This is a genomic window from Pseudomonas brenneri (genome assembly GCF_007858285.1).
In the GTDB taxonomy this organism is placed as follows: Bacteria; Pseudomonadota; Gammaproteobacteria; order Pseudomonadales; family Pseudomonadaceae; genus Aquipseudomonas; species Aquipseudomonas brenneri.
The window spans coordinates 204,502-216,292 of the sequence record NZ_VFIL01000005.1 but is presented as its reverse complement, the minus strand read 5'-3'; the positions used below and the strand labels follow the sequence as shown (position 1 = coordinate 216,292).

Annotated in this window: 15 protein-coding genes; 6 read left to right on the top strand and 9 right to left on the bottom strand. The window is 61.0% G+C overall.

Annotated elements, in window-relative coordinates:
• Positions 1–63: 63 nt before the first annotated feature.
• Positions 64–864: an oxepin-CoA hydrolase, alternative type gene (locus FJD34_RS12750; RefSeq protein WP_090293067.1), complete on the bottom strand. Its 801-nt coding sequence runs from the start codon at positions 862–864 to the stop codon at positions 64–66.
• A gap of 118 nt (positions 865–982) precedes the next feature.
• On the opposite strand from FJD34_RS12750, the gene FJD34_RS12745 reads away from it, so the two are divergent.
• Positions 983–1,912 carry a LysR family transcriptional regulator gene (locus tag FJD34_RS12745; RefSeq protein ID WP_050593454.1) on the top strand — a complete coding sequence of 310 codons (930 nt, stop codon included), beginning with the start codon at positions 983–985 and terminating at the stop codon, positions 1,910–1,912.
• A complete protein-coding gene (locus FJD34_RS12740; RefSeq protein ID WP_090290635.1) occupies positions 1,888–2,418 on the top strand; it encodes a PadR family transcriptional regulator in 531 nt (176 codons plus the stop codon). Before FJD34_RS12745 ends, FJD34_RS12740 begins: the two co-directional genes overlap by 25 nt.
• A gap of 132 nt (positions 2,419–2,550) precedes the next feature.
• On the opposite strand, the gene FJD34_RS12735 is transcribed toward FJD34_RS12740, so the two are convergent.
• Positions 2,551–3,525, bottom strand: a complete 975-nt coding sequence (locus tag FJD34_RS12735) for an NAD(P)H-dependent flavin oxidoreductase (protein ID WP_065943486.1) — start codon at positions 3,523–3,525, stop codon at positions 2,551–2,553.
• Between the two features lie 170 nt (positions 3,526–3,695).
• Here FJD34_RS12735 and FJD34_RS28055 point away from each other — a divergent pair, with 170 nt between their 5' ends.
• The gene (locus FJD34_RS28055) at positions 3,696–3,848 is read left to right on the top strand and encodes a hypothetical protein (RefSeq protein WP_167360814.1); all 153 of its coding nucleotides are present in this window, start codon (positions 3,696–3,698) and stop codon (positions 3,846–3,848) included.
• A gap of 42 nt (positions 3,849–3,890) precedes the next feature.
• Here the strand turns inward: FJD34_RS28055 and FJD34_RS12730 are convergent, their stop codons facing one another.
• Together FJD34_RS12730 and FJD34_RS12725 are read right to left on the bottom strand one after the other, a co-directional pair.
• On the bottom strand, positions 3,891–4,283 hold the full coding sequence (locus FJD34_RS12730) for a VOC family protein (RefSeq protein ID WP_090290636.1): 393 nt from the start codon (positions 4,281–4,283) through the stop codon (positions 3,891–3,893).
• 57 nt (positions 4,284–4,340) lie between these two features.
• Positions 4,341–4,547, bottom strand: coding sequence for a hypothetical protein (locus FJD34_RS12725; RefSeq protein WP_154220497.1), 207 nt, complete (start codon positions 4,545–4,547; stop codon positions 4,341–4,343).
• 108 nt (positions 4,548–4,655) lie between these two features.
• Here FJD34_RS12725 and FJD34_RS12720 point away from each other — a divergent pair, with 108 nt between their 5' ends.
• Positions 4,656–5,558 (top strand): LysR family transcriptional regulator, encoded by a 903-nt coding sequence (locus FJD34_RS12720; protein WP_032863522.1) that lies wholly within the window; start codon positions 4,656–4,658, stop codon positions 5,556–5,558.
• A 19-nt stretch (positions 5,559–5,577) separates the two neighbouring features.
• Here FJD34_RS12720 and FJD34_RS12715 read toward each other — a convergent pair whose 3' ends face one another.
• The 4 genes from FJD34_RS12715 to FJD34_RS12700 form a co-directional block, all read right to left on the bottom strand.
• Positions 5,578–6,546: a LysR family transcriptional regulator gene (locus FJD34_RS12715; protein ID WP_032863521.1), complete on the bottom strand. Its 969-nt coding sequence runs from the start codon at positions 6,544–6,546 to the stop codon at positions 5,578–5,580.
• Positions 6,547–6,683: 137 nt separating this feature from the next.
• Positions 6,684–7,871 (bottom strand): cyanate transporter, encoded by a 1,188-nt coding sequence (locus FJD34_RS12710; RefSeq protein ID WP_032863520.1) that lies wholly within the window; start codon positions 7,869–7,871, stop codon positions 6,684–6,686.
• 133 nt (positions 7,872–8,004) lie between these two features.
• A complete protein-coding gene (locus FJD34_RS12705; protein ID WP_032863519.1) occupies positions 8,005–8,619 on the bottom strand; it encodes an NAD(P)-dependent oxidoreductase in 615 nt (204 codons plus the stop codon).
• 35 nt (positions 8,620–8,654) lie between these two features.
• A complete protein-coding gene (locus FJD34_RS12700) occupies positions 8,655–9,521 on the bottom strand; it encodes an MBL fold metallo-hydrolase (RefSeq protein ID WP_090290637.1) in 867 nt (288 codons plus the stop codon).
• Positions 9,522–9,634: 113 nt separating this feature from the next.
• Here FJD34_RS12700 and FJD34_RS12695 point away from each other — a divergent pair, with 113 nt between their 5' ends.
• Together FJD34_RS12695 and FJD34_RS28050 are read left to right on the top strand one after the other, a co-directional pair.
• Positions 9,635–10,540, top strand: a complete 906-nt coding sequence (locus FJD34_RS12695) for a LysR family transcriptional regulator (protein ID WP_065943483.1) — start codon at positions 9,635–9,637, stop codon at positions 10,538–10,540.
• A gap of 99 nt (positions 10,541–10,639) precedes the next feature.
• Positions 10,640–10,813 carry a hypothetical protein gene (locus FJD34_RS28050; RefSeq protein ID WP_167360815.1) on the top strand — a complete coding sequence of 58 codons (174 nt, stop codon included), beginning with the start codon at positions 10,640–10,642 and terminating at the stop codon, positions 10,811–10,813.
• Between the two features lie 22 nt (positions 10,814–10,835).
• Here FJD34_RS28050 and FJD34_RS12690 read toward each other — a convergent pair whose 3' ends face one another.
• Entirely contained in the window at positions 10,836–11,711 is an 876-nt protein-coding gene (locus FJD34_RS12690) for a helix-turn-helix domain-containing protein (protein WP_032863516.1), read from the bottom strand.
• Between the last annotated feature and the right edge of the window lie 80 nt (positions 11,712–11,791).

Genomic DNA, 11,791 nt, shown 5'->3' with positions numbered 1-11,791 from the left:
TGGAGATTTGCATGCAATACGGCGGGATGTCAAATATATGGAATGTTATTTCGCTGTGCGGAATTATTGATTGGTTTTTCGTAAGGCCAGGAAGTCTGCAGGCCGCTTGTCGAAGAACGCCGCAATCCCCTCGCCAGCCTCATCGTCACCCATGGACTCCACCATATGGGTGGCTTCCAGTTCCAACTGCTGCTCCAGGCTTGCGCTGCCGGCCTGACGGCACAGGCTCTTGATCCGCGCCATTGCCCGCTGTGGGCCTGCGCCAATCCGGGCTGCCAGCGTGATGGCCGCCGCGAGCGCCTCACCGGGCTCGGCCAGGGTATTCACCGCGCCCAGGGCATGCAGGCGTTCACCGCTGATACGATCACCGGTCAGGCACAGTTGCGTCAGTACCTGGCGCGAGACAAATTCGGCGAGGAATGCCGTGGCGCCACCATCCGGGGTGAGGCCAACCTTGACGTAGGCCACCGAAAACGAAGCATTGCGAGCCGCTACCAGCATGTCGCACGCCAGCGCAATCGACAGGCCGGCCCCGGCGGCTGCCCCTTCGACGGCGGCGATCACCGGTTTGCTGCAGGTGTGGATCGAGCGGATCAGGTCATGCAGGCCTTCAAGGTTGACCCGTCGCTCTGCCGGCGTCATGGCCCGGCGTAATGCCAGCCGATGCAGATCGCCGCCGGCGCAGAAATGACCGTCAACACCGGTCAATACCACGGCGCCAATCGCCGGATCTGCCTCGGCCCGGGCCAGGGCCTGGGGTAATGCGGCATAGAACTCGGGCGTGAGGGCGTTACGTGCGCCGGGGTTGTTATTGGACAGCACTAGAACGGCACCTTCGCGGTGCACAAGAATCGGTTCACGCATGGTTTCACCTGTGGTGCTCAGCGGCTGATTATCCGAAGGATTATCGGAAGGCAAAGCTTCGTTGACAATCACAGCTCTGGTTGACAGGCTGTTCAAAATTCTTTGACAGTGATCGCCCATGGACCTCAAGTCGCTTACCTTGCTGGTCGAAATCATCGATGCAGGCAACCTCAGTGAGGCCGCACGGCGCCTCAAGGTCAGCCGGGCCAACATCAGCTACCACCTCAGCCGCCTGGAGCAGTCGATCGGTTTGCAACTGGTACGGCGCACTACGCGCCGCATCGAGCCGACCGAGATCGGTCTGCGCCTGTATGAGCATGGGCGAGCCATCCGCAATGAGCTGCTGGCGGCGCAAGAGTCGGTGTCTTCACTGGGGCAGAGCCTGCAGGGCCGGGTGCGTGTCAGTGTCCCAAGTGGCTATGGGCAATGGGTCATGGCCGACTGGCTGCTCGACTTCAAGCGGCTGTATCCCGGGATTGTGCTGGACGTGATGTTCGAAAACCGTGTCGAAGACCTGATGCGCGATGAAGTGGACATCGCGGTACGGGTCATGTCCGAGCCGCCGCAAAACCTGGTGGCGCGGGACATGGGCGTGTTGCGCTACGTGGCCTGCGTTTCTGCGGCCTACGCCCAGGAGCATGGTGTGCCAGAGCAACTCAGCGACTTGCGCACCGCGCCGCTGATTACGGCGGCGGTGGTCGGCCGGCAATTGCGGGTCGCCGCTTACCTGGATGAGGAGCGGCATGAGGTACTGCTGGAGCCCACCCTGATTTCGGAGAACTTCCTGTTCTTGCGCCAAGCCGTATTGGCCGGGTTGGGCGTCGGGCTGGTGCCGGACTACCTGGTGCAGGATGACGTGCGCCAGGGCACGCTGGTTACCGCACTGGACGCCTGGCGGCTGAGCATCTTCGGCACCAACATGTATATGCTCTACATGCCTGATCACCATCACACCCGCGCGACCTCGACCTTCATCGACTTCATGCTCGCCCGGGCCAGAACCGCGGAGGTAGACTGCGCCCCATGTCCATCCAACACGCACTCCTGACCTCACTCCTGGAAAAGCCCTCGACGGGGTATGAGTTGGCCAATCGGTTCGACCGCTCCATTGGTTATTTCTGGCAAGCCACCCATCAGCAAATCTATCGTGAGCTGGGCCGTATGGTCAGCGCCGGCTGGCTCGTGGCGCACGATGGCCCTGAGGATGACAAACGGCGCAAAAAAACCTACCAGGTGCTGCCTGCGGGGCGCGCCGAGTTGATGCGCTGGGCGGGCGAGCCGCAAGAAACGGGGGATCAGAGCCAGGCACTGCTGATCAAGCTGCGTGCCGAGGCGGTGATTGGCCCGCTGGGTCTGGGGGATGAGGTCCAGCGCCTGATCAAGCAGCATCAGGCATTGCTTGAGACGTACCGGCAGATTGAACAGCGTGACTTTTCATCCGCGTCTTTAACCACTGCACAGCGCCTGCAATATATGGTGCTGCGGCGTGGAATCATGCTCGAAGAAAGCTGGCTGGCTTGGGCGGACGAGGTATTGCCGTTGATTGAGGCTTGAGGCCAGGTAGGGCTCGACATTCATCCAGACCGAAATCCCGGACCCGCCGCCAATCCCCTGTGGGAGCTGTCGAGCTTCAGCGAGGCTGCGATGGCGGCGGTACAGGCACTGAAGATATCGCCTGATCCACCGCTAATGAGTAACGCCGAGGTCCAGGCGTTTGCGCGAGGCTTGATACTCACCCTTGAGCCGCTCGATCAGCTTGCCGGCCGGCAGGACCGACTTGACGGCGCCCACGCCCTGGCCTGCGCCCCAGATATCTTTCCATGCCTTGGCCTTGGCCCCTTCACCGGTGCCGAAATTCATTGTCGAAGGGTCGGACACCGGCAGTTCATCCGGGTCCAGGCCGCTGTTGGCGATGCTTTGGCGCAGGTAATTGCCATGCACACCGGTGAACAGGTTGGAGTAGATGATGTCGTCAGCCGAGCTCTCGACAATCATTTGCTTGTAGGCCGATTGGGCATGGGCCTCTTCAGTGGCGATGAACGCCGAGCCGATATAGGCCAGGTCAGCGCCTGCCGCCTGGGCGGCGAGAATCCCATTACCGTGTGAAATGGCCCCCGACAGCAGCAGCGGGCCGTCGAACCATTCACGGATTTCCTGGATAAGCGCAAACGGCGAAATTTTCCCCGCATGCCCTCCAGCACCCGCAGCCACGGCAATCAGGCCGTCGGCGCCTTTCTCAATGGCTTTTCTGGCGAAGGTATTGTTGATCACGTCGTGCAGCACGATGCCGCCGTAGGCGTGTACCGCCTCATTCACATCCACCCTCGCACCCAGCGAGGTGATGATGATCGGGACTTTGTACTTGGCGCACAGTGCCAGGTCATGTTCGAGCCGATCATTGGACTTGTGCACGATCTGGTTGACCGCAAACGGTGCAGAGGGCTTATCCGGATGCAGGGCATCGTACTCGGCCAGCTCGGTCGTGATTTGTTTCAGCCAATCCTCCAGTACTGGCGCCGGCCGCGCGTTCAGCGCGGGGAATGAACCCACTACGCCGGCCTTGCATTGGGCGATCACCAACTCAGGGCTGGAAATAATAAACAGCGGCGAACACACCACTGGAATCGAAAGACGGCCTTGCAAAACAGTTGGGAGAGACATGACGGCTCCAATCGGATCGGGTGTCGGGTACCCGGCGAGGAGAAATTAGCAGGGTGAATTTTAATATGCAACCAGTTGCATAGTTGGCTCCCTGACTGTTACCCGCAAGAAATGTGTTGGCTGTTCTATGCTTGTTTGGCGTGACTCATTCTTATGGACGGGAGGTAGGTATGACCAATCAAGACAAGCCGCGCGATGAGGCGCAACAGGAGCAGGAGCGCGCCAGGCAACGTCGCGAGGAAGAGAAGCCACAGACCTGGAAGCATCCGGATGACGGTACGGAACTGTCCGAACGCGATCAGGAACGTCCGCTAAAACCCTGACTGTAGGAGCCGGCAGCCGGCTCCTATCCGATAAGGCCCGCGTCAGTTTTGGATCGGCGTACACAACTCCACCAGTGTCCCATCCGGGCAGCGCACATACGACACCACCTGGCCCCAGGGTTTGCTGATCGGCGCCGTCAGCTCGGTTGCACCTGCGGCCAGCGCCTTGGCGTGGGCGGCCGGCACGTCATCGGTGACAAACCCCAACTCCATGCCCAGTGGTTGTTTCGAGCTGTGGGCTGGCACATGCCCACCGGGAAAATTCATCTCGCCCAGCTCATGGGCGGCGAAAGACAAGGTGGTGCCACCTGTTTCAAGTTCGCCATAGGTGCCTGATTCGTGCAGGAAACGCCGATTGAAACCGAAGGCGTTTTCAAAAAACTGCAGCGACGCGGCGACGTCCGGGACGTAGACGATGGTGTAGGCGAATTTCATGGCGAAGCGCTCCGTGCTTGAATGAGGCGCTTATTAGAGGGGCCGAGATGGGCATCGTCAACCGGCCGATACCAGCAACGCGGTCGGAAACCCTGACGCCAGCACCAGGTACGCGACGATGGCGGCCAGGCATAGCCCGACAAATACCCGCAGCAGTGTCCTGGCGGTCGGGTGGGCGATGAACCTGATGCTCCAGATGCACAGCCCGGCCATCAGGATGGCCAGGGCAAGAATGACCAGCACGGGGGTGTTCTCGGTTGCCATGGAAGCTGATTTATAGTCCCAAACAGGTGGGTTGGATAGTCGGCGCATAGACGCAGGCCCCGCTGTGTTCCTAAACTGCCGGCAGTCTTGGGCTGTAGGGCGTTCGCCATGAACCGCAATGAATTACGCAAGGCCGACATCAACTTGATGGTCGTCTTCGAAACACTGATGCTCGAACGCAACGTGACACGCGCGGCAGAGAAGCTGTTTCTCGGCCAGCCGACGATCAGCTCGGCCCTCAACCGCCTGCGCACACTGTTCAACGACCCGTTGTTTATCCGTGTCGGCCATCGCATGGAGCCTACGGCGCGAGCCGAGGAACTGATCCGGCATCTGTCGCCGGCGCTGGACTCGCTGTCGGCGGCGTTGAGCCTTACCCATGATTTCGACCCGTCTGTCAGCACCATGACATTTCGCATTGGCCTGTCCGATGACGTCGAGTTTGGCTTGCTGCCACCGCTGCTGCGGGCCCTGCGTATCGAAGCGCCGCAGGTGGTGTTTGTGGTGCAGCACGTTGATTACTGGCGTATCCCCGATTTGCTGGCCTCCGGCGATATCACTGTCGGCATCACCCAGACCCGTGGCCTGCCGGCCAATGCCAAGCGCAAGTTGTTGCGCCATATCCGCCCCAGCGTGCTACGCGCCGATGCCTCGGACCAGCCCCTGACCCTCGACGAATACTGCGCGCGCCCCCATGTGCTGGTGTCCCACACCGCCAACGTCGCAGGGTTTGCCGATGAGTGGCTGGCCGAGATCGGTCGCAAGCGGCACGTGGTGTTATCCGTGCCGCAATACAGCTCCTTGCCGGCATTGCTGGCCGGCACCGATATGATCGCCAGCCTGCCGGACTACACGGCCCAGGCCATGGCCGCGGCGGGCAACCTGTTTTGTGAGCCATTCCCGTTCGATACGCCGACCCTGGACCTGTCCATGGTCTGGCTCAGCCACGTTGACAGCGACCCGGCCGAGCGCTGGATGCGCTCGCGACTGGAAGCGTTTATGGGGGGATGACAGCTACAAGCAGCAAGCTTCAAGTGGCAAGTGATGTCTGTGCATCTCTTGCCGCTTCTAGCTTGCAGCTTGCCGCTGCCTGCACCACCTGCTCGCGAAACCACGCGTTGGCAGTTTCCTGCTCGCTGGCGTCGTTCCACTGCATATCCAGGGTAAACCCCGGCAGGCCGTTGGGGGCTTCGCAGTGGCCAAACGGCGGTTCCACGGCCAGCAGCTGTTGCACGCGCCGGGGCAGGGTGACGATGAAGTCGGTGCCGGCAATCATCTTCAGCGCGGCGCTGTAGCTGTTGGCCCGGGCGATAACCTGGCGTTTTTGGGCCTGGCGCGCCAGCCAGCCGTCGATCATGTTGGTGTCCGAGGTCCAGGGGGTGGGGAACACATGGCGCCGGGCGACGAAGGATTGCAGGCTGAACGCCGGTTCCCGGGGGGCGGCGCGTTTATCGAAGACACAGACCAGATCGTCTTCGAGCAGCATCTGGGTCCTGAGGTCCTTGTGCTCGCGATGAAAGTGCGGGCCGAAGCAGATCACCAGGTCCAGGCGCCCGTCGCGCAGCGCTTCGACGGGAATCTCGGTTTCCAGCTTCTGCACGTTGACGATCACTGGTAGGTCGGCATGATCGAAGTGTTTCAACAACCTGGGCAGGATCAGTTGCTCGAAGTACTCGGGCGCACAGAGGTTGAAGGTGACGGCTTTTTGCGTGGGGTCGAATGTCTGCGCACCTGCGTGGCAGAGGTTGATGCTTTCGAGGATTTTCTGCACATGCCCGTACATGGTGCTGGCCTTGTAGGTCGGGCGCATGCCGGCACGGGTGTTGATAAACAGGTCGTCCTCGAAGCTGGTACGCAGCTTCTTCAGGCTGTAACTGACGGTGGACTGGCTGACAAACAGGGTTTCGGACACATCGGTGACGCTGCTTTGCTCATACACAGCGACAAACACCATCAGGTCCTGCATATCGAGCTTTCTAAGCAAGTTACTGTTTAGCATTCGTTCCGTCCGTGAGCCTGTTGCGCGACCGCAGCGCAAACAAGTCAAAATGTTAACGGAACGCTCGTACCAATAGAAAGGTCCGTAGGACCTTTCTGTGTCGGTTGTGGGACAGATACTGTTTGGAATACGACGCCCTAGCGAATATGCCGTGCATAGTGGCGTGGGTCGAAGCGCAGGACGATCAGCAGCATCACCACCACCACGGCGGTGAGCGACCACCAGGCCCATTCGAAACTGCCCAGTTGGTCGCGGATCATCCCGGCAATCAGCGGCGACACGCCAGCAATCAGGTAGCCGATGCCCTGCACGAATGCCGTCAGGCCACCGGCGCGGCGCGGGTTGTCCAGGTGGTCGAGGGACAGGATCAGGCTCATCGGGAACAGCCCGCCAATGCCCAGGCCCAGCAGGCACGGCCACAGTAATGTGAGGTGCTGCGGCGAGAGGATCAGGCCACAGAAACCCGCAATGATCAGCACCAGCAACACGGCAACCACGCCGCGCTTGTCCTGGCGCCGGTTGGCGATGGCCGGGGTGATCAGCCCGGAGACCACTTCCATGGCCGTCAGGAAGCCCAGCAGCAGGCCGGCATTCTGTTCGCTCCAGCCTTGCTCGACGTAGTACGGCGCCAGCCACGCCAGTACGCAGGTGTAGGAAGCGGTACCGAGGCCGAAGAAAATCGCCAGCAACCACGCGCGGCGATTACCGAAAAATGACTCCTGCGGGCCGGCGCCGGCTTGGGGCAGGGGAGGCAGCGCCGCGCGCTGGGCGTACCAGAACAGCAGCGCCAACACGGCAAGCACTGCCCAGATGGCCAGGCCGATGCGCCAACTGCCGGTGTGCACCTGGATGAACGGCGAGAACGATGCCGCCAAGGCTGCACCGCCCATGATCGCGGTGACGTACAGGCCCATGAACAGCGAAACATTGTCACGAAAGTGCGACTTGATCAGCGCGGGCATCAACGCCTGGATCAAGGCAATGCCCACGCCGGCGGCAATGGCGCTGAGGATCAATTCAGCCGCAGAGTCGAGAAACAGCCGCGACAGGGTGGCGAGGCCAATCACCACCAGCGACAGCACAATGCTGCGATGCTCACCCAGCCGTTTGCCCAGGCCGATGCCAAAGAACATCGCCAAGCCCATCGCCATCACTGGCAGCATGGTCAACAACGAAGCGGTGCTGAAACTCAGGGGCACATCGGCGCGTATCGATGACAACAACGGACCAACCGCCGCCATGGACGGGCGCAGGTTCAGGGCCACTAGCACAACACTGAGCATCAGCCAGAGAGCGGTGGTGGGTTTTGCGTGGACGTTTTCCATGGGCGGGTCTTGAGCGGACAAGGTCGCTATTAGGCGGCGGTGCAGGGCGGGGGGCAAATGAGAAAGTCGCAGGGGCTATTGAAAAACTGCAGTTGCTGGAGCCGGCAAGCCGGCTCCAGCAGCGGTTGTGTGCTTAGTAGCCCACGGTAAAGCGCTGGCGGGAGTGTTTCGGTGTTTGCACTTCGTCAATCAGGGCAATGGCGAAGTCGGCAAAGCTGATCCAGCTACGGCCTTCGCTGCTCACCAGCAGGTCGTCCTGGCCCAGGCGGAATGTGCCGGTGCGCTCAGTCTCGACAAACTCTGCCGAAGGCGAAAGGAAGCTCCAGTCCAGCTCCTTTTCCTGGCGCAAGGTGTCGAGGAACACTGCGCCAGCACTGGCCTCGGCCTTGTATTCGGCAGGGAAGCCTGCGCTGTCGATAACCCGCCCACCGCCCGGCAACAGCAGCGAACCGGCACCGCCCACTACCAGCAGACGCTTCACGCCGGCCTGTTTTACCGGCCCGATCACCGCGGCAGCGGGCAGGGTGGCGAAGTGCGCGGCGCTGATCACCACGTCGTTGCCGCTGATCGCCTGTTGCAGGGCTGTCGCGTCCAGCGCATCCGCCTGTTTAACGATCAAGCCGGGACGCGCTGCGATAGTTGCGGTGTTGCGGGCGATGGCCGTGACGGTATGGCCGCGACGCAGGGCTTCTTCCAGCAGTTGGCTACCGGCACGGCCGGTGGCACCAATGATTGCAATCTTGCTCATGACGTTCTCCAGGGTGGGTAAAGGGTTGGATCAATTCACCACTTCATTTCGCCCTTGGCGACTTTGGCGCTCAGTTCCAGGGAGCTTTCATCGGCCAGGTTCGGGTAGCGTTTTTTCATGGCAGCGATCAGTGCGGTGAAATCCTTGGCCTTGGCGGTTTCTACATCGAACGCCTTGATGTAGTCGGCAGTGAAGGCGACAGATTTGGCTGTAGGCGTGCCCAGGTAGTGACCGGGTACCACGGTGACCGGTTTGAGTTTTTCGATACGTTGCAGGGTGCTCAGCCAATCGGCGTGGGATTGCGCGCCCTGGGTGTCGGCCATCCACAGGTGGATGTTTTCTGAGACCACCACGCCGCCGACCACGGCCTTGATCGATGGGATCCAGACGAAGCTGCGATCCGGCTGCGGGCCGTCCAGGCCGATCACTTCCAGCGGTTGGCCTTCGAGCGTCAGGCTATGGCCTTCGAGGACTTGGGGAATAATGGTTTTGGCCGGCTTGTCGGCGCCCATTTTCGGGCCCCAGTATTCGATCTTTCCGGCAACGGTGGCCTTGATATGGTCGACCACTGGCTGCGGTGCGAGGATCTTGGCCTGTGGGAAGGCGTTGGCCAGGGTGTCGAGGCCGAAGTAGTAGTCCGGGTCGCCATGGCTGATATAAATGGTGGTCAGCTGTTTGCCGCTGGCGCGGATCTTCTGCACCAGTTGCTCGGCCTGGCCTTTGCCGAACTGCGCGTCCACCAGGATCGCGTCTTTCTCGCCGCTGACCAGCACTGAACTGACGGGGAAGATCGCCGATTCGCCCGGGTTGTAAACATCGAGGGTAAGGTCGGCGGCGACGGCGTGGGCGGCAAAGCCGAGAACGGTAGTGGCCAATACAAAGCGCTTGAGGGTGGTGAGCATGGGCAGGTCCAGGTCAGAGGTGCCTTGATAGGCGATGGACAGAGCTTAGTTGCACTGAACGCAGCAAAAAATGCGATGCTGGAACATAGTTTGTTTCTGAAATCGGGCAAATCATGGATCGTCTTCAAGCAATGCGGGTGTTTGTCACCGTGGTCGACCTGGGCAGCCAATCTGCCGCCGCCGATCATCTGGACCTGTCGCGCCCGGTGGTATCGCGCTATCTGGCGGAGCTGGAGGACTGGGTCGGCGCCCGCCTGATGCACCGCACCACCCGCAAGCTCAGCCTGACTGCCGCCGGCAGTGAAACCCTGCCACGCTGTCGGCAGATGCTGGAATTGTCCTGCGACATGCAGGCCGCCGTCAGCGAACCGGACGACGCCCCCCGGGGCCTGGTGCGCCTGAGTGTCAGCACCTCGTTTGGCCAGGCACAACTGGCCGATGCGATGGCCGAGTACGTCAAGCGTTACCCGTTGGTCAGTATTGACCTGCAAATGCTCGACCGCACAGTGAACCTGGTGGATGAGCGCATCGACCTGGCGATCCGCACCAGCAACGACCTTGACCCCAACCTGATTGCGCGTCAGTTGACGGTTTGCCGCTCGGTAATCTGTGTCTCGCCGGCTTATCTGCTGGAACACCCGCAACCACAGCGCGTGGAAGAACTGGCCGGGCACAATTGCCTGACCCACTCTTATTTCAGCAAGAGCCTGTGGCACTTCGAGGAAAACGGCGAGCCGGTGTCGGTGCCGGTGCACGGCAATATCAGCGCCAATGAAGCCAGCACCTTGCTACGCATGGCCCTGGCGGGAGCGGGGGTGGCAATGTTGCCCAGCTATCAGGCCGGTGATTACATCCGTCGCGGCGAGTTGATTCGTCTGCTGCCCCATGCCGAGCCTCGGCAGATGAACATCTATGCGGTATATGCCTCGCGCAAACACATGCCGCAGGCGTTGCGCAGCCTCCTGGATTTCCTGGTCTTGAGGTTCCCGCCAGAGCCGCAATGGGATGCAGGATTGTAGGCCCGATAAGGCCCCTGAATACCCGTCAATACTGGCAACTCGCCCTGGCTGGCCTATGCTTAAGACAGCACCTTCTTGATCTGTCCGGAGGTCACCGCCATGACGATCAAAACCAGAAAGTACCTGATGATCTTTGCCCTCTGCGCCTTTGCCACGGCCCTCTACGGCACCGCCGCCTATCGCGCCGAACAGGCCCGCCTGCAACCGGGCATGGCCGCGGCGTGCAACCATGGGCAATGCACCTACTCGGCGACCTTGAGCGCTTTGCGCTGACACTCGGCCTGTAGGCGCCCGGTCAATCCGCGTTCAGTTGCTCACGAAACGCCTTGGGCGAAAACCCTACGCGTCGGCGGAACAGTCGGGAAAAGTTCGTCGGATCAGAGAACCCCAGCACGTCCGACATTTCATTGATGGTCATGCTGGTGTAAGTCAGCAGGCGCTTGGCCTCCAGCAATTGGCGGTCGTGCATGATCTGCAAGGCCGGCTGGCCGCCCAGTTCGCGGCAGGTGCCGTTGAGGTGCGACACCGAGATCCCCAGCTTGTGCGCCAGGTCTTCGATCTTCGGATGCTCACGGTAGTGCTGTTCCACCAACTGGGTGAAATGGCGGAAGTACTCACGACTGCGGGGTGCCCGTGGATGGCGGCGCTGGATGGCCTGGCGGCTGATCCACACCAGCAGCACGCTGACCAGGGCGTGCATCATCATGTCCCGGGACGGAAAGTCGTCGTTGTATTCATTTTGCAACCGCGCGAACAGGCTGTTGAGGTAGTCACTGTCCTTGCCCGCCGGGTAGCTGCCCAGGGCGCTCAAGCTGTCTACCGCCGAGCCCAACTGGCCTTGCAGGTGCGCCACCAGCGGTGCGGCCAGTGTCACCACAAAGCCTTCGACATCTTCGGCAAACCGAAACCCATGCACACACAGCGGCGGCAGTACTTGCAGGGTCGATTCCGTCAGCGTCGTGCGCTGGCCCTCGATCTCCAGTTGCGCCTGGCCCTTGTACACATAGAGCAATTGGCACAAGTCCGCATGTCGGTGGGGCTGGATCTCCCACTGGTACTCGCGGCTGCGCCGGGAGATGGTTTCACAGTGCAACAGATCCGGGGTCGGCCACTCTTGGCTTTCCCCATAAAGTTTGAACACTGGAATCGCGGGACTGGCGTTTTTGGTCATGGTTTCAATCCGATACTCAGGACAGTGGTTCGGTAATCGCCCCGATTGGCGAAAAGCGCAGGCTTTAGCTCAGTTTTCAC